Annotated in this window: 17 protein-coding genes and 1 pseudogene; 14 read left to right on the forward strand and 4 right to left on the reverse strand. The window is 35.9% G+C overall.

The genetic code is table 11. The features are described from left to right. Nucleotides 1-110: 110 nt before the first annotated feature. Nucleotides 111-551: pseudogene (locus ACE01R_RS03260) on the reverse strand (IS5 family transposase); the annotation flags it as partial. A 156-nt stretch (nucleotides 552-707) separates the two neighbouring features. Here ACE01R_RS03260 and ACE01R_RS03265 point away from each other — a divergent pair. The 3 genes from ACE01R_RS03265 to ACE01R_RS03275 all read left to right on the forward strand — a co-directional run bounded on the left by ACE01R_RS03265 (nucleotide 708) and on the right by ACE01R_RS03275 (nucleotide 1,980). Continuing rightward, entirely contained in the window at nucleotides 708-998 is a 291-nt protein-coding gene (locus tag ACE01R_RS03265; protein ID WP_395546066.1) for a hypothetical protein, read from the forward strand. Between the two features lie 397 nt (nucleotides 999-1,395). Next, nucleotides 1,396-1,575: a hypothetical protein gene (locus ACE01R_RS03270; protein WP_395546067.1), complete on the forward strand. Its 180-nt coding sequence runs from the start codon at nucleotides 1,396-1,398 to the stop codon at nucleotides 1,573-1,575. A 126-nt stretch (nucleotides 1,576-1,701) separates the two neighbouring features. Beyond that, entirely contained in the window at nucleotides 1,702-1,980 is a 279-nt protein-coding gene (locus ACE01R_RS03275; RefSeq protein WP_395546068.1) for a hypothetical protein, read from the forward strand. Nucleotides 1,981-2,022: 42 nt separating this feature from the next. Here ACE01R_RS03275 and ACE01R_RS03280 read toward each other — a convergent pair whose 3' ends face one another. Beyond that, nucleotides 2,023-2,205: a hypothetical protein gene (locus ACE01R_RS03280; RefSeq protein WP_395546069.1), complete on the reverse strand. Its 183-nt coding sequence runs from the start codon at nucleotides 2,203-2,205 to the stop codon at nucleotides 2,023-2,025. A gap of 683 nt (nucleotides 2,206-2,888) precedes the next feature. Next, nucleotides 2,889-3,638 (reverse strand): metallophosphoesterase, encoded by a 750-nt coding sequence (locus ACE01R_RS03285; RefSeq protein WP_395546070.1) that lies wholly within the window; start codon nucleotides 3,636-3,638, stop codon nucleotides 2,889-2,891. Nucleotides 3,639-3,769: 131 nt separating this feature from the next. On the opposite strand from ACE01R_RS03285, the gene ACE01R_RS03290 reads away from it, so the two are divergent. The 7 genes from ACE01R_RS03290 (at nucleotide 3,770) to ACE01R_RS03320 (ending at nucleotide 10,027) form a co-directional block, all read left to right on the forward strand. After that, entirely contained in the window at nucleotides 3,770-4,039 is a 270-nt protein-coding gene (locus ACE01R_RS03290) for a hypothetical protein (protein WP_395546071.1), read from the forward strand. Between the two features lie 537 nt (nucleotides 4,040-4,576). Then, nucleotides 4,577-6,211 (forward strand): HNH endonuclease, encoded by a 1,635-nt coding sequence (locus ACE01R_RS03295; protein WP_395546072.1) that lies wholly within the window; start codon nucleotides 4,577-4,579, stop codon nucleotides 6,209-6,211. Between the two features lie 76 nt (nucleotides 6,212-6,287). Continuing rightward, nucleotides 6,288-6,872: a class I SAM-dependent methyltransferase gene (locus ACE01R_RS03300; RefSeq protein WP_395546074.1), complete on the forward strand. Its 585-nt coding sequence runs from the start codon at nucleotides 6,288-6,290 to the stop codon at nucleotides 6,870-6,872. Further along, nucleotides 6,865-7,872 (forward strand): HNH endonuclease domain-containing protein, encoded by a 1,008-nt coding sequence (locus ACE01R_RS03305; protein WP_395546076.1) that lies wholly within the window; start codon nucleotides 6,865-6,867, stop codon nucleotides 7,870-7,872. Before ACE01R_RS03300 ends, ACE01R_RS03305 begins: the two co-directional genes overlap by 8 nt. A gap of 16 nt (nucleotides 7,873-7,888) precedes the next feature. Next, nucleotides 7,889-8,902, forward strand: a complete 1,014-nt coding sequence (locus ACE01R_RS03310; protein ID WP_395546077.1) for a competence protein CoiA family protein — start codon at nucleotides 7,889-7,891, stop codon at nucleotides 8,900-8,902. Between the two features lie 235 nt (nucleotides 8,903-9,137). Then, a complete protein-coding gene (locus ACE01R_RS03315; RefSeq protein ID WP_395546079.1) occupies nucleotides 9,138-9,578 on the forward strand; it encodes a hypothetical protein in 441 nt (146 codons plus the stop codon). A gap of 8 nt (nucleotides 9,579-9,586) precedes the next feature. Beyond that, complete coding sequence (locus ACE01R_RS03320; RefSeq protein WP_395546080.1) at nucleotides 9,587-10,027, forward strand: hypothetical protein; 441 nt, start codon at nucleotides 9,587-9,589, stop codon at nucleotides 10,025-10,027. Here the strand turns inward: ACE01R_RS03320 and ACE01R_RS03325 are convergent. Further along, the gene (locus ACE01R_RS03325) at nucleotides 10,024-11,133 is read right to left on the reverse strand and encodes a hypothetical protein (RefSeq protein ID WP_395546081.1); all 1,110 of its coding nucleotides are present in this window, start codon (nucleotides 11,131-11,133) and stop codon (nucleotides 10,024-10,026) included. The genes ACE01R_RS03320 and ACE01R_RS03325 overlap by 4 nt on opposite strands. 140 nt (nucleotides 11,134-11,273) lie before the next feature. Between ACE01R_RS03325 and ACE01R_RS03330 the strand changes: the two genes are divergently transcribed. From ACE01R_RS03330 to ACE01R_RS03345, 4 genes are read left to right on the forward strand one after another with little or no spacing between them, the layout of a single operon-like run. Beyond that, nucleotides 11,274-13,640, forward strand: coding sequence for an N-6 DNA methylase (locus tag ACE01R_RS03330; RefSeq protein ID WP_395546086.1), 2,367 nt, complete (start codon nucleotides 11,274-11,276; stop codon nucleotides 13,638-13,640). 8 nt (nucleotides 13,641-13,648) lie between these two features. Then, nucleotides 13,649-14,968, forward strand: a complete 1,320-nt coding sequence (locus ACE01R_RS03335; RefSeq protein ID WP_395546103.1) for a restriction endonuclease subunit S — start codon at nucleotides 13,649-13,651, stop codon at nucleotides 14,966-14,968. A 56-nt stretch (nucleotides 14,969-15,024) separates the two neighbouring features. Beyond that, the gene (locus tag ACE01R_RS03340) at nucleotides 15,025-16,200 is read left to right on the forward strand and encodes a DUF4268 domain-containing protein (RefSeq protein ID WP_395546115.1); all 1,176 of its coding nucleotides are present in this window, start codon (nucleotides 15,025-15,027) and stop codon (nucleotides 16,198-16,200) included. A 33-nt stretch (nucleotides 16,201-16,233) separates the two neighbouring features. Next, entirely contained in the window at nucleotides 16,234-18,159 is a 1,926-nt protein-coding gene (locus ACE01R_RS03345; protein WP_395546116.1) for a DUF262 domain-containing protein, read from the forward strand. The last annotated feature ends 5 nt before the right edge of the window (nucleotides 18,160-18,164 follow it).

Genomic DNA, 18,164 nt, shown 5'->3' on the forward strand with positions numbered 1-18,164 from the left:
AATTCTGGTTTTTAATTCATTCAATAGGATATTATTAAAAACCTAAGTGGTGTGGTTGCATAAAGATTAGAAAGATGGAATTATTCTAAAAATATAAATTCGAGATACAACTCATCCAATAATTTGATGCAACCCATCTTAGTTTTTATCAAAATTTTTCGATGATAACCTGACCACTTTTTCCAAAACGTTCTTCCTAGAGGTTTGACTGTTTTTAATAATTCATTCCTCTCTAAAGATCTCAATTTCTTGTCTTTCCATGGTTTTACATTTTTTCTTGGCGGAATAAAAGCATGTGCCTGACGATCTACAATCACCTGTCTGCAGTATTTCGTATCATAGTATCTATCGGTATAGATGGATTCAATTTGCTCATCAGATGGAATTTGATTTAGCAAACCACCAAGGGCTTGTGAGTCACTGATATTATTCGTTGTGAGCTGTACAGTCCGTATTTGCAGAGTTTTAGCATCTATTCCAATGTGGAGCTTGCGCCATTGACGTCGATATTCAGGTTGATGTTTCTTACGTTTCCACTCACCTTCACATAGTTTGTGTTTTGAAATTTTGAATCAATCAATTGTTTGAATTTTTTTAGGTAGTATATAAGAGTTGTCAAATGGTGTAATGCAATTGAAATAATGATGACAGCGTTAAATAATTTAACAGGTTCGGAAATTCAATTACTAAAAATAGAGGTGGACTAAATGAAGCTTACGTATATAGATGTAGATCATTGTATTCAAGAAGCTTTACAAGGGAATATTGTCCACTTAAACGATAATTTATATTTTTTAAGTGCTGAAACAGCCTTACAGCAAGTCCTTATACCTGAGCATGTTTGCTGTAAAGCACCATACTGGATCATTGGATATGAGTTGCCTAAACCGATTCAAAATAAACAGGAATTAGAGTCATTATTTGCATGGCATAACTTTTTTGCTGAATTTGCTAGCAATGCTGATGAATTTAAAGATTTTAACCCTAGGGATGAGTAATGAACTTTTATAGTGTGTCATCCGTTATAGTTTTTAAATTCATCAGCACGAGTAGATGATAACTTCAGTATTAACTGGATATGAAAGGATTATTTGTGAGTAGAGGTGTAAAGAGGCAACTCAGTTTTTTTCTCATCGTATTTTGCGGAGTCATTACTTATAATTATATAGCTACTCGTCAAGTGGAAAATACGGAGGTGAATTCCAACGTTCAAGAGCGAGAGCGAGCATTTATGCAGAAAAGATTTGAGTACATAAAAAATCACGGCGAGACCAGTATGGCTGATCAAGAAATTACTCAAGAATTAGCATTCAGAAGAGGGCATGTTTTTATGAATAGTTCGTCTTCGTATCAGAGTGTTGAAGATTGAGCAATCTGTAAAGTAAGGTAAATATTATGGTAGATCGGATTGTTTCTAAAGAGAGTGCAAACATAACCGCTGAATCCGCAGTAAAAAAGCAGCAAGATGAAATAATAAAAGATAATTATCTCAGGTTGATACTAAATGCAACTAATCAACTTCCTATGAAAATCGTCAGAACTGATCAAGATATGATGGAGTTTTTAGAGGATTGATTTTTTTAAAACATTGCGTGAATTTTATTTGATCCCTGTGATTCTTCGGGGTAATTAGATTATTACCAATTTCTATTTATGTTGGAATTTGTTAGTCTTAATTATAGATAAAAATTAAGGAGATGAATGGTGTCGAGAAAAATAATAATGACTACAAATGAAAGGCGTCTTCAAGCTCTAAATCAAATGCGTGCTAGCTACCGTGGTGTACAGCTTTTAAGGCAAGATAGAACTAGACTTATGCAGCATGGTGCTACTGTTCAATCTAGCTTATTTTCCACAAGCGACAGTAGGTATCCTGCATGTGATGAACTATCAATGGAAACGGATGATAGTGATGTGTTAAAAGAAACTGCTGAAGCTATGTACGCATCTACAGGTGATACAATTTGGTTAAGCTTTTAAATATAAAATTCAAGCACTTTATGTTGTTTCAATGAGCAGAGTTCAAAATTGCTTGAGTAAGTCGTCAATTGATATTTCCTGTTCTACATAAAAAACACCATTTTGATCTGCTTTCATTTTTTTAATAGCCATACCTTTAAGTTTGGCAATCTCGATTAGATCACTAAGCATTTCATTTGCAAGTTGATTCCTTCTTTCATTATCTAAGTCTAAATGAATGGACATCATTTTCTCCTGGTTTAGATGTGGTAGAAGTTTCATTATCAGTATCACAGAAAATTTGAAATAAATTGATGTGGTGGAGAAAAGTGGCTAAATGTAGGTATGAATATTTAAAGGTGGATAATGAGCTTTACTTATATGCAAGCTTTTGTAGTTCATCTCTATGTTGATGAATTATACGTTTTAAATGATGTGATACAATACGTTGCATCGCTTGGTTGTTGTCAAATACCATAGGTATAACCTCAATAATTGGGCGTGATCTTTGTTCTGCATTTTGAAAATCTATTAGTCTTCTCATTTTTTTCCATAAAATTTTACTGGTGTTATGCAATTTTATACTAACTAGAGCCTACGAACTAAAGTTTAGAAAAGCTTTGTAGTATGTCTGCATGGCCACCTGTTGCCACATAAAATATAAGGTTCTCGTTCTGATATTCCATCGTAGAGAACTTTTATGCATCATTGATGATTTTTTTCTTAAAATTTAAAGCAACCTGTCAGAAATGCCTTAAATACCTTAATTGGTGTTTAAAAGTCCTAACTGTACTATTAGGTATCACAGACACTATAGGACATCAATTTTTTCGGGTTTTGATAGAGCTGATGCTTAATTATGAGTATTGCAGAAAATTCGAAAATTGATTGATCTGATGCTTTAAAAGGTTTAAGAAAAATATGTCTATTCAAATATCGATGATCAAATTTTCTCTAAACCCATTTTTTCCTTGCTCTTGTGGGTACCCTAAAGGATTGATCACTAATCTACATCCATCGACTATAGTATCCACTGATGTATGTGTATGTCCTGAAATCCATAGTTTAAAGCCTTTAACATCTAGGTCATTGATAAAATAGGGGTTGAGAGCTGATGCAATGGGATGATTACCCCAATACGGATCAAGACAGGCTAAATGAGGAGGGAAATGAGTTATGACAATCACGTTATCTTGCCCCTTAAATTGCATAATATTTTGATGATATCGTTTAAATAATGCTATGTAGTCATCAGCAGTTATAGTTCGATTATCATTGCCAATCATGATTTGATTAAAATCATAAATAGATTGTTCAGCATCTTTTTTGGATTGTAAAAGTACGTTAGGAGATGTAAGGGGAGAGTTGGAACGAAAGTTCGTAAACAATGTACCGCCAACAAATATTTTATCCTGTATCTTGATATAGTTGTCATCAAGCAAGGCATTTTGAGGATAGTTTTCTTTTAAGAAATCCACGACTAAATCGTAGTTTGAGCAGTAATAATCATGATTACCTAAAACAAAAATAAAGTTCTTATTCAGGTTTTTACATTTTTCTGCAAATTCAATAGCACCACTTAGGCGATTCGAAAAATCCCCGGCATGAATGATAAGATCTACCTCTTTTGATAATTGATATTCTGAATTATGTGTGTCAGACAAGATTTGTAGTTTCAAATGGCCTCCTAAACCTTATCAGAAAGATAACATGAGCTGATTTTGTTTTAAATAGGTAAAGATCTAAATAAAATGCTTGCTTGAGCCTATTGCAATAGTCATAAATGACTTTTGTTCTAAAAGAGGAATAAATGATGAATAGTACAATAAAGAATTTTGAATTTACAATTTATATCAAGGATTTAAAAGCGTCACATCATTGTGTTGAGGATCGGTTATTTGAAGCAGGTTGTGATGATGCTTTATTATGTTCAATCAATAATGACTTATATTTAGAGTTTGTAAGAAAAGCGGAAAGTCTTGATTTTGCAATTCAAAATGCATTAAGAAATATTGAAACTGCAGGATGTCAGTCTATTCAAATACATGTGAATAATGAGCCTTACAACTTGGTTAGGTAATTAGATTTAATTTTATAAATAAAGCCCATATCTGATTGGAGCAACAGTTTTATCAGAATTAAATCGTTTATTTAAAATCAATTGATTGTTTATTGATCATAAAATTTGACCAATTGATTTTATGCACATAATATAAATACACGTTACAGCAAAATCTGTAACCAGGCGTGGAAACCTGAATTTACTACAGAAGCAGTTAACCGCTTTAGCGGTTTTTTGCGTTTACTATGTTTAGTCTATCGTAATGGTAGGCCAAGCAGGGCAGTCTTTGACTGGCCGTCTTCTGTAGTACGGTATTTCCACCCCTGTTTGGCTTGCCTCCATCTCGTGGAAAAGTTGGAAGCTTGTTTGTAATAAATTACTACAGGAACTAAACATGAACACTTTCTATAATATCCCTTATTTTCTCCAAGCCATTTCTTCTGTTCTTAAAGAATAAAATTTTTGAAATAAATTTTAGTCATATCTAAATAATTTTACTTTTATAAATTTCGTAATCTTACGAGATCTAGAGAAGTATTGCCTAGAGAAAATAAAATGGCCCGTACTAAGCTATTAACCAATATTATTCAAAGAAAAATGATGTTGCTTGAAGAAATGTCACACTCAAATTTGCACCATAACTTTGAAATATCGCTTTATGATTTCGCACAGCATGAGATCCTAGAAAAATTATATAAGGCAGACAATCAACGTTCCACAGAATGTTGGAGCCCTGATGAAATTGAGGAGTTTATTCTAGATTGTTTGAATGATCGTAATGTTAATTTATGCATTCGCTATTGGAAGGATGCCGCTGGCAATATTTATATCATCGATGGTGGGCACAGGATTTCAATTATTTATGCTTGGATCAAAAGATTCTTTATTGATGAGCAGGTAGTAGGAGCTCCGAAATTTACGGCATCACAAAAACGAGATATTCGTCAGATTCGTAATCGATTAGGTGGATTAGCTGATTTTCAAAAATTATCGAGTGATTCTGAGTTTCAGCAAAAATTAAAATCAACCAAAATTAATTTTATTCAAGTAATTGGGACACCTGAGGAAGCTCGAAAAGCCTTTTGTTCAATCAATTCGGATACGAAACGATTAGATCCAGATGAGGAGTCTCATTTACAGAATAGGGGGAGTGATGCTTTTTATGTGATTTATGCGTGTTGTTATATAAACGATAATAAATCCAACTTGGCTGAACTGAATTACGAGCGGATAAATGAAGTGATCACTTTGGGTGAGCAAATTCACGATCATCTCTTTAAGATAATACTTTTAGAGCCGGATTTAGCACACGGTAAAAAAATAGGCTTGGTCAATGAGCTCCTGAATATCATGTTTGGTGATACTTGTCAGAATACTGTGAGTATAGACCAAGGTCAACGTGTAGAAAATTTAATGCTAAAACTTAGAGTTGTGCTGTGTCGTATCGCTAAACCAGCAATTAGTATTCGGATTCCAAGTTTGGGCTTACACCCAAAACTATATTTTTATAAAGATAATCGTTTTCAAGTTACATCCTTTTTGGCTTGGTTCTCTATAGTCTTTGAAATTGAAGAAGATTGTTTTGAAATACAGAATAAGAAGTTAGATTTTATTGGTTTTACCCGAGCACGCCGTGGTGTTGAAAGTTTAATTGAAAAAATTCCTGTGGCGATCAAAGAAACTGTAGGTAAGTTTGGTAGCGGGATCAGATCACATGAGCGATTGAAGAACGTGTATCAAGCCTTTATCTGTATTGGACTAAATATGGATTTAGATTTTGAAGATGAAGTTTGTTTGAACACCGTCATTCTTTCGATGAGTCAATCATTTGATTATATTAATTTTAACGATTTTTACCTTGAACGTTTTGGTGGCGATTATGATGAGAGCATTGTTGATGATGTTGTGAGCTTTGTGAAATCAGTAAGACCATCAAAGAAGAAAAAACCTATAAATTTTTCACTCGCTACCAAAAGAAATGTGTATCAACGTGAGGAAAAGAAAACATGGAGCTATTGCGAAGTATGTGATAGCGCTCTATACCTTGAATCGACTGAAGTAGATCATCGAGAATCGAAAGCAGAAGGTGGCTACGGCATTCTAGAAAATGGAGCAATTATTCATCCTATATGTAATCGTTTCAAGTCAGATCGTGATTTGGATGAAGTAAGGGCTGATTTATTTGACTAAAAATCTAGGGAGCATTTGCTCCCTTATTTTTTTGTTTTTTAGTAGACTAAGCTTAGTTTAAGCCTAAGTATTACGAATGAAAACAATAGATTATTACAATCAATTTGCGGATGAGTTTGCACAAGCCACGTTACATGTGGATATGGAAACACTGTATCAGCCATTTGTAGCTGAGTTACCAGAATCTGCACGGATCTTGGATTTAGGCTGTGGCTCAGGGCGTGACACTTTGGCTTTTAAAAATAAAGGCTATCAAGTTGATGCCATCGACTATTCTGAAGTATTGGTCGAAAAGGCGACTCAACTAACTGGTATCGCTGTTCAGAAGCAAAGTTTTTATGATATCGATATACAAGATATTTATGATGGAGTATGGGCATGTGCATCTTTATTGCATTGTGATCGAAACCGACTCCCTGATGTTTTAAAGCGTATTAAAGCTGCATTACGCCGTGGCGGTATCTGCTATATGTCTTTTAAATACGGTGTAACAGATCGAGAAAAAAATGGAAGGGTATTTACTGATTTAGATGAACAACAAGCCAAGGCATTATTAGATCAGTTGCATGCGGTTACGGTATTAAAACACTGGATTACTGTAGATAAGCGACCTGATCGACAAGAAAAATGGCTTAATCTGCTTTGGAAAAAACATGCCTGAATTTATTCCTACAGCACAAGAACAACTCAAATTTCTGAAAAATATTCAGCTGATTTTACAGTCAGGTAGTTTTAGTAGTACCTATAAATTTGCATTACTGATTAGTCTGAGCCGATTAGCTATCGAGAAGGGTGCTGACACAGGTGAGAATCTACCACTTGAATATACAGATATCGCTGAAAAGTTTATTGAACTGTATTGGAAGCAGGCTGTGCCATATGTCTTCAATTATGAAGGGCAACTCATCTTAAATCAAAATAATGGTAAGCAAGCAGCTATTGTTAATCGAATTATTGAACTTAGACAGAGTTATTCATCTCTGGGGTTATTGAGACGAGACTCTTTTGTCTGGTTGAAGTTGCTCAAAGATGTTGCACGTACTGTAAAAGATATGCCAGTACGTTACCTGCAAAATATGAATGGTCAAAACTTCGAGTTTTTATATCAGTTTGATCAGTGTGGAAAGCAACTCAGCCTTTTACCTCAAGTGATGTATTGCTTACGACAATTTAGTGAGATCATTGAAGAACTATGTCAGAAACGTTGGATTGACTATATTCGTAGGAATAGCAGTAATGTCCCGATTTTGAATCAATTGCCAAACCTTGAACACTTTATGTTCGAGCCAAGTCGGAATCAATTGAATGCAGTGGCAAATGTATTGGTAGAACTACAAGAATGCAAATGCTTCTATTGCGATAAGCCGATGCGGAAAGGCAATTATGCAGTCGATCATTTTATTCCTTGGTCAATGTACCCATCTGATACGGGACATAACTTTGTACTAGCTGATTCGAAATGCAATTCTAAGAAGAGTAATTTTTTGGCGGCAGAAGAGTTTTTGCATAAATGGCAGGAGCGTAACGAAGAACAGGATTTAATTATCGTAGATCGGATATCAGTACTTGGTTTTTTGACTGATAAAGAGCGCTCGCATAAGGTAGCAGAGTGGGCTTATAGGCAAGGGAAAGAAAATAACTATTTAATGTGGATGGGTTAGGTTAATTGGAGGGGGAATGGCACGTTATCAATACGCAAAAAATGAGCATGGGGAAATCGTCAAAGCAGTTGATTTAGTCGGACAAGAAGAAAAATCTGAGTACATTTGCCTTGGCTGCGACAATCCTTTAATTGCTAAGGTGAATGGCAAGATCAAGAAACCGCATTTTGCCCATAAAACCGTACTAGAGTGTAATGGTGAAACTTACTTACACCGTTTGGGTAAACGTACTTTTTTTGAAACTTATCAAAAATGTTTAGCTGAAAATGAACCGTTTTACATTACTTTCCATGTGCCTAAGAGGTGCCAAAAATTTAAAAGAACCATTCGCAAGCACTGTGATCTTGGTTATACCGAGAAACGATTTGATCTAACGAGCTATTTTTCACAAATACACGTCGAAAAGAGGCATGACCAGTTTATTCCAGATCTATTGTTGACTCGCCAAACGAATGCTGAAGACTGCATCTATATTGAAATTGCGGTGACTCATTTTCTGAGTGAAAAAAAGGAAAGTTCAGGTAAACGGATTATTGAAATACCATTGGATTGCGAAGAGGATGTCGAAAAAATCTATAAGGCAGATTTACAACAAAGCGATGCTCTCTTTATCGGGTTCAATCAGGAAAGTGCCCCTATTGTGGATGCTGACTGCAAATGTATGCACAAACGTTATTTCTTATTTCTTGTTTGGGATTCTGGCAAGGCTTGGTTAGGGTTGGAATATCTGTCAGATATCAAAGCTAAGTTAGCGAGGTATCAGGAGAAAATTGAATATAGCAATATTATTGAAACTGATATGGAGTTTGAAAATTCAAATGTGCTTATGGGGTATGCACATGGAGAGATGTTTATCTCTCAGCTAAAACTGGCTGTTGAGAAAAAAGTTCCAGTAAAAAGCTGTTTTTTGTGTAAGTACAGCGGTGACAATTACAACTATACCGAAGGGCTTCCTATTTATTGCAAAGCCAAAAAGAAAGCGTGTAATTCAAATCAGGCTGCAGAATGTGATTGGTATCGTCTTGCTTGAAACGGATTAAAAAATGATGGAATAATGACATGTGTTTAATTTTTAATCCAATTTGCTTAACTTCCGGCAAAATCGAAAAAACAACTTCTCCATAATTGAAGTATCAGCTCGATACGGAGCTGAATCTACATTAATGAAGGAGAGCATAATGAGTAAAGCAGGCTGGCCAAGTACCACAGGGAATCCTTCAGGCGGTGGTCGTGATAATAATCCACCGAAGAAGTGAGAGATCGATATGAAAATTAAATTATTGGTCTCTGAAGTAAATGGCAAATATTTGTATGAGCCTAAAACTGTTGCTGAAGTTGAACATATCTTAGGAGCATTAGTTGTTCTTTTAAAAGAGCCAATTTATTCACTGGGACTTGGTTGCGTGATCAATGTATTTAGAACTGCTCAAGTTTTAAATATCGGACTTGAGATTGGTACAGAAACGGATGATTGGAGTTTTATCATTCGTCCTGAGCATAAATTCAACCCAAGTTCTGGTCGTGCCTTTGAAGATAATGCTTGGCGACAGATTAGAAAGTCTCATGTGGACTATCCTTTGTGGTCGAAGATTGATTATGAAGATGTAGTAGATTTCTTTGAGGAGATTCGCTTCGGAGGTGGTTGGCCGAGTACCACAGGGAATCCTTCAGGTAGCGGTCGATATAACAAGTTGCCACAAGGGTAGAAGTAGAAATGGAAATCAGAATATATGTGAATCATTCTACCGTTATTAATCATCCACGAAACCGTCATGTAAGCAGTATTGCGGAATTGGAAGCTATACTAGGGAAAAAAGTTGTTCTATTAAAGCATCCACGTCCTGAACTTGGTTTAGGTGGACTCATCAATGTATTCAGAACGGTTCAACAATTAGATATGCACGTAGATGTTGAGGAGAGGGTTGCGGATCCAGTGTGTTTCATCATTAATTTGCATGAGAGTCCGATCAGAGTTCTATATAATTTGTATAAGAAAAAACATTTTTCAGCTGCTAAGCCAGAAAAATGTTTTTCCTTTTTGTCAGATGAAGACTATATAAATATCTTTCATTTTTTCTTGGAAGAAATCGGTGAAGCAGGATGGCCAAGCAAAACAGGCAACCCCTCCGGTTCAGGTCGTTACAATAATATCTAAGTTGCTTTAGCAACCTCATTAAACTTGGCAGGCCACTGAAAGGTGGCCTTTAGCCCATTTGGTACATAGAACATCTTCCATAAATCCATAAACTCACGGGTAGAGCTGAGTTCTTGTAAAACTTCAGGAGGATTTATTTTCTGAGCTTCGTAGACAAGGAATTGGAAGTAGTAAATGAGCCACAGTGCATTCATATCATTGAAGACAACGAAATCATCATCGTTGATGGTTCGTGAAAGTAAAAAGCGAGCATTCGATTCTGCAACTTTTTCATAGTTTTCATCGCTAAAGAGTTCACTAACATCACAAGGTAACTTAAAAAATAGGTCGATATCTGTTAAATAGCAAAATCGATCTTCAGCTCTCATTTTTTTAATCAGTTGACGTATTTTTTTTATATTTGGATGGTCTTCATTTTCATCTATTTCATATTGCTCTTCAAACAGTCTATTGATGGGATAACTATCTAATGAGCTTATTGATGGTACTTCGTCTAAAGGCTTTTTTACTGAAATTGAAGTCACTAAATAGACGAGAAATTCTGAAAAAATATTCGATGGGCTATAACGCTTTTTATTGTTTTTAAATTGAAATTTAAATAACTGATTAAAGCATAGTGGTTCCATTTTGCTGTCTAAAGTAATGATCGTATCAAGATGGACTAAGAGCAACATAATGAGATGAGTAGGTTGTTTCATCTTTTCAAATGATAGATAGATATGTTTATGTCCTGTGACCACAATGCTTTGAATAAAGCGATGCAACTCAGCGATACTTTGCTCTGAAAAACCCATCAATTCAGCTTGGTCGAATAGCGCAACATGTTTATTCCAATTTTGATAAATCTCATTTTGCAAAGGGTAGAGCGATAGGCATTTCAAAATATAAGCGAATGTGATTTGGATATCTTCACCCTGATCTGCAATTTGATTGGTGTAAGTATCTAATACATTCAACCCTAATGCTTCACAGAGCATACCTTTTAATTCAACAGTTGAAATGTCTTCTTCTATTTGATGTGCTTTATTAACCAGTTGTTCAATATTGTTCTCAAGTGTTCGATCAAATTTTTTAAGCACTGATACATTAAATTGTGTTAAATCCATGAAATACCTTTACATTAAGAAGTAAGTGAAGCGACAAGCTTTAGCGTATTATCCTTAAGTTACCCATATATACACTGCCACAAGACTTTAAAATAGTGTTAAATACGGACATTAAAATTTAATGCTTTATTTGGGTTCTTATGGATCATTCAGTACATAACAAATTGGTTTCATTTATCTGGTCGATTGCTGATGACTGTCTTCGAGATGTCTATGTACGTGGTAAATATCGTGATGTGATTTTGCCGATGGTGGTATTACGCCGTTTGGACACTTTATTAGAGCTGAGCAAAGATGCCGTACTCGAAGAAGTGCGCTACCAACAAGTCGAAATGGAGCTCACCGAGTTTGATGATGAGCCACTGAAAGAAGCATCAGGCTATGTGTTCTATAACACCTCTAAATGGACATTACGTTCGCTGTATACCGCAGCCTCGAATAACCCTGAAATTTTATTGGCGAACTTTGAAGAGTATTTAGAAGGCTTTAGCGACAACGTTAAAGAAATTATTCAATGCTTTAACCTTTATACTCAAATTCGTCACATGTCACATAAAAATGTGCTGTTAGATGTGGTTGAGAAGTTCTTATCACAATACATCAACTTAACCCCTGAAGATGCCGTAGACCCAGACGGCTATCGTTTGCCTGCATTGACCAACTTAGGCATGGGTTATGTCTTTGAAGAATTAATTCGTAAATTTAACGAAGAAAATAACGAAGAGGCAGGTGAGCACTTTACCCCACGTGAGGTGATTGAGTTAATGACGCATTTTGTCTTTGATCCAATCCAAGAAAAATTGCCTTTAACCATCACGGTATACGATCCAGCATGCGGTTCGGGTGGGATGCTGACCGAAGCACAAAACTTTATTGAAGAGCGTTACAGTGTTGAACAGGGCAACCGGGACGTGATTCTATACGGTAAAGAGATCAATGACGAGACTTATGCAATCTGTAAGTCAGACATGATGATCAAGGGCAATAACCCTGAAAATATTCGTGTCGGTTCAACACTGACCACAGATGAATTTGTCGGCACGAAGTTCGACTTTATGCTGTCAAACCCTCCATATGGTAAGAGCTGGGCGTCTGAGCAAAAGTACATTAAAGATGGCTCAGATGTGGTTGATCCACGCTTTATCGTGAAGTTAAAAGACTATTGGGGCAATGAAGAAAGTTGCGATGCAACACCACGCTCAAGTGATGGTCAGCTACTGTTCCTGATGGAAATGGTCAATAAGATGAAATCGCCTGAGCATAACGGTATTGGTGGTCGTATTGCCTCAGTTCATAATGGTTCAAGCTTATTTACAGGTGATGCAGGTGGCGGTGAAAGTAATATTCGTCGCTATATCATTGAAAATGACTTACTGAATGCGATTGTGCAGTTGCCAAACAACTTGTTCTATAACACTGGTATTACTACTTATATTTGGTTGTTGTCGAATAACAAGCCACAACAGCGTAAAGGCAAAGTACAACTGATTGATGCAAGTTTGATGTTCCGCAAGTTGCGTAAAAACTTAGGGAATAAAAACTGTGAATTTGCCCCTGAGCACATTGCGGAAATTATGCAGACTTATCTTGCAGGTCAAGACGTTGAACGTCAGCTTGATGCTCAAAATGATCCTATTGGTATTGCAAGCAAGGTCTTTGATAACCAAGATTTTGGTTATTACAAAGTCAATATTGAGCGTCCAGACCGCCGTAGAGCGCAGTTTAGTGCAGAGCGTTTGCAAGGTTTGCGTTTTGATAAGTCTTTGTCTGAGCCGATGGAATATATGTATCGCACTTATGGCGATGATATTTATAGCGAAGCAAAGCTTGATGCTGTGAAAAAAGAAGTCTTGGCATGGTGTGAAGATCAAGAGATTAGCCTCAACAACAAAGCCCAAGCTAAGCTCTTTGATGTGAAGCATTGGAGCACTTTAAAAACAGCGTTGGACAATGCCTTAAGCATTATGCAACAGGTGGGTACAGATGAGTTTTCAGACTTTAACTTGTTTAAAAAGAAAGTCGATGAAGCCATTAAAGCCATAAAAATTAAGCTGTCGAATTCTGAAAAGAACAACATTTTAAATGCGGTGAGTTGGTATGACGAAAACGCAGAAAAAGTGGTGAAAAAAGTCGTGAAGTTCAATGACGCTGAGCTTGCTGACTTAGTTACACATTTGGGATGTACAGAAGCGGATTTGGCTGACTTTGGCTACTATGCAACAGCGAAAAAAGGCGAGTTCACCACTTATGAAAGCAATACCGATTTACGTGATAGTGAATCTGTACCGTTAAAACAGCAGATTCATCAGTATTTCTTAGATGAAGTGAAACCGCATGTGGCTGAAGCGTGGATTAATCTAGATTCTGTGAAGATTGGTTATGAGATTAGCTTTAATAAGTATTTCTACCAGCATAAGCCGTTACGTTCTTTAGAAGATGTGGCTCAGGATATTCTAAGTTTTGAAAAGCAAGCGGATGGTTTGATTGCACAGATTTTGGGTCTTTAAGGGGAAGCATGATGTTTAAAAAATATGATGCTTATAAAGATTCGGGTGTGGAGTGGTTGGGTAGGATACCTAGTGATTGGGAGATGATTTCATTAAAAAGATCAATTGAGGGTTGTTTCAATGGTCTTTGGGGTAGTGATCCAAAATCAAATCATGATGATATTGTTGTTCTACGGGTTGCTGATTTTAATAGAAATAAATTAGTCATTGATAATTCAAAACTAACATTTCGTAATATCAAAAAATCAGAAATTGGTAATCGACTTTTGAAAAAAGGTGATTTGTTAATTGAAAAATCAGGCGGTGGTGACAAAACATTAGTTGGTTGCGTGGTTCTTTTTAATGAGGACTACAAGGCACTTACATCTAATTTTGTTGCCAAAATGACACCAAAAAGTAATGTAAATAGTTGTTTTTTAAATTATATCTTTGCAAGCTTGTATGCAAATAATGTTAATTACCAATCTATTAAACAGACAACAGGTATACAGAATTTAGATACAAATTCTTATTTAAATGAAAAGTTTGCATTGCCTAGTTTGCCTGAACAAGAAGCTATAGTAAGTTTTCTGAATCAAAAAAGCTCAGAAATTGACCAAGCGATTGTTATTAAAGAACAGCAAATTGCGTTACTCAATGAACGTAAGCAAATTGTGATTCAAAAAGCTGTGACTCAAGGTTTAGATCTAAATGTACCGATGAAAGATTCGGGTGTGGAATGGATTGGTCAAATTCCTGAGCATTGGGAAATTAGAGCAAATAGAACCATGTTCAAAGAACGCAATGAGCAGGGTAAAGAGGGCTTGCCACTTTTATCTGTTTCAATTCATTCAGGTGTTTCGAATGAAGAAATTTCCGAAGAAGACAATGTACGTGGTCGTGTAAAAATTGAGGATAAATCTAAATATATCCTCGTGAAAAAAGGTGATATCGCTTTTAACATGATGCGTGCTTGGCAAGGTGGTATTGGTGCGGTTTCAGTAGATGGAATGGTTAGCCCTGCATATATCGTTGCAAAGCCAAATCAGCTGATAAATGCAGAATTTTTTGAATATCAGTATCGTTGTCCTGAGTTTATTCAACAAATGGATCGTTACTCCAAAGGCATTACAGATTTCCGTAAACGCTTATATTGGGATGGCTTTAAACAATTAGTGACCGTTGTTCCTCCTTTAGATGAGCAACTCAAAATTGTTGAGCAAATTAAAGCAATTGAGCAACAAACAAATTTTGCGATTCAAATTAAGAATCAACAAATTGAAAAGTTAAAAGAATATAAAACCACACTCATTAATGATGCTGTGACAGGCAAAATTAAAGTGGCATAAAAAATTAAACCTAGCGAACTTTGGTTGGCTAGGTTTTTTAATATTTCGGGGGGAATATGAGCTTATATACAGTAGACACAGCCAATAAAAAATTGAAACCACTAGACATCACACAACTGAAACAACACAACCTGACAGAGCGTTATGACTTACAAGAATGGTTGGTGAGTCACCCTGAAGCATTAGGCGAAGAGCTGTTAATTATCCAAAAAGAATTTGATGGTTTTGATGGAACAGGTGAACGCTTAGACCTTTTGGCACTAGATACCAAAGGACAACTTGTACTGATTGAAAACAAACGTGATGACAGTGGACGTGACGCCGTGTGGCAGGCACTCAAGTATGCGTCTTATGTAGCGCCGTTTACCGCAAAAGATATTATTAGTGTTTATGCAAATTACCTGAGTAAGTATCGACCAATTGATCCTGATCTGGATACCGATGCTTATGAGCCCGAACATATACACAGTACAGCAAGCTCTTTAATTGAAAAATTTTTGGGTGGAAGTTCAGATACTGATTGGATGAGTAAGCTGAATCCTAAAGCAACTCAACGCATCATTCTCGTTGCAGGTGAATTTAGGAAAGAAGTAACCAATACTGCGCTTTGGTTGATTGAGCGCGAGATTGACGTTAAATGCGTGAAGGTGTCGCCGTATATATTGAATGGTCAGTTATTGGTAGATATACAGCAAATTATCCCTGTGCCTGAAGCATCGGAATATATGGTGCGTTTAAGCCGTAAGGATGCTGAAGTAAAAGCCCTCAAAGAAAGAGAAAGTTCACTTGGACAATTGAGAATAGCCTATTGGACACAGCTACTAGATAATTTTCAAAATCGGAACTTTGATCTGTTCCGCAACGTCAATCCAGTTGGTGCAGGATGGCGTAGTGCAGGTGCAACAATTGCACAGTGTAACTACAATTTGATTTTCGCCCAAAAAGAACTCCGTGTAGAACTTGAGTTTGCAACGAGTAGTACTGAACATAATAAAAAGCTCTTTGATTTCTTCTATGCACGTAAAGCAGAAATTGAGCAAAGTTGTGGTCTACAGTTGGATTGGCGTAGATCAGATGATCAAAAATTATCAAAGATTGTTATTGTTAACGCCTTAGAGGGTTATAACAAAGCACTCTGGCCTGAGTACATCCAATGGCATTTTGAACACGTGCAAAAGTTTGAGCAGGTGTTTAAGCCGTATATGAAAGATGCGTATCAATTAATTAAGTAAGAAAGCATAGATCTAAAAAGTTGGGGGTATAGGGTGAATACAGCAAACTTATTGGCACAGATTAGCCAGCTTTTAGAGGATAAGCCGGATTTATCTGAAATTGCAGATGATCGATTAGAGAAACTTATTTCTTATTTAGAGCAAAAAGAAAATTCATTGGAATTGAAATCCATCAGTGAATTACAGAATGCTAATTTTTTCGTTGATAGTTACCAACGAGGCTATAAATGGAAAGAACAACAAGTTTGGGAACTGCTAGATGATATTAATGAGTTTCAACCAAATCAGAAAACCGATTTCTATTGTTTGCAGCCTGTAGTTGTCAAAAGAAAGACAGAAGGCACTCAATACTATTGGGAACTCATTGACGGTCAACAACGGATGACCACAATTTTTATTATTCTGACTTATTTAACCAATGAACCATATTTCTCTCTTCGTTATGAGACTAGAGAATCTAGTACAGAGCATTTAAATAACTTAACTAGACTTGCTGAAAATAACCTACCAACGATTGATGCTCATTACTTCTATACGGCTTATCAAGCTGTAAAAAAATGGTTTGAGGAAAAGGGAACTGGATTTAACCAACAGCATTGGAAAAATAAGCTTTTGAATCATACAAAAGTTATTTGGTACGCTGTACGTGTGGATCGAAATCAAGATTCTAAAAAGCAATCCATTGAAATCTTTAGTCGATTAAACCAGGGCAAGATTCCACTCACCGATGCAGAGTTGATCAAGGCATTATTCTTACAAAAAATTGCGCAAGCTTATGGGAATGAAAATCTTGCAGTTCAGAAGCAAACTGAAATGTCGAATCAATGGGATGCGATTGAACAGGCCTTACAAAATGATGAGTTTTGGGCATTCTTGAGTCCAACACAACAGACCAATAAACACACACGGATCGAACTTATTTTTGATCTTATTGCAGATAAACCGACTGATAACAAAGCTTTAAAACTGAAAGTAGATCATCAAACTTTTATCTATTACGCCAATAAGTTTAAATCAGCCCAAGATGTGAAAGATTTAATTGAAACAGAGTGGCTAAAGGTTCTCACTGGATTTCAGTATTTAAATGAGTGGTATGAAAATGATCGCTTATACCATCTCATCGGCTACTTGATCGGTCAGAAATATAAAACAATCCAAGAGATTTGGTTAGTTGCACAGGACTGTAAACGAAATGAATTTGAGGCTAAGTTAATCAACTTTATCCAACTTGAATTAAGTCATCTTTTTAAGAAAGACAAGAATGCCAAAGAATTAAATTTTGATCATGTCTTCTATGATGTAGATGACACTTCATGTCGACCAAAAATTAAATCGATACTCGTATTGTTTAATATTTTTAGATATGAGCGACACAACACACGTTTTTCTTTTAAAGGTTATAACCAAGTAAAGTGGGATATTGAACATATCCATGCCCAGCAAAGTGAGGAGTTGTCTAGCAAGCATGATCAAATCAAGGTTTGGGTATCTGAGCAAAAGGCATTGTTAGGGGAAATCACAGACAGTATTGCTAAAGAAAAGCTGAGAGAAATATTAACTCAATATGAGACAGTTTCAGGTCATACGCAAAGAGAGCATTTGTATAATCAATATAATGAAATTTTAGAGACATTGATCGGTAGTTTCTCAGAAAATATTCAGACGCTTGATAATTTATGCCTTTTACCAGAAAGTGATAATCGCTCTATAGGGAATGATCCATTTTTTATTAAGAGAAAGAAGGTTTTACAAGCAGAAAAAGAGCTGTATGAATTAGGTAAAACCAACTCTGCAAACTTTATTCCTTTGGCATCACAACAGGTCTTCTCTAAATATTTTAGTGACGACGTAAACCATATGCTGAAGTGGGATACAGCGGACAGGAAAAATTATAAAAAAGCATTATTAGACTGCTTCAAACAGTATGGTATTGAATTTCACGATGAAAATGAGGGGTAATTAAA

It is taken from the genome of Acinetobacter sp. BSP-28, from assembly GCF_044130285.1.
Taxonomy (GTDB): domain Bacteria; phylum Pseudomonadota; class Gammaproteobacteria; order Pseudomonadales; family Moraxellaceae; genus Acinetobacter.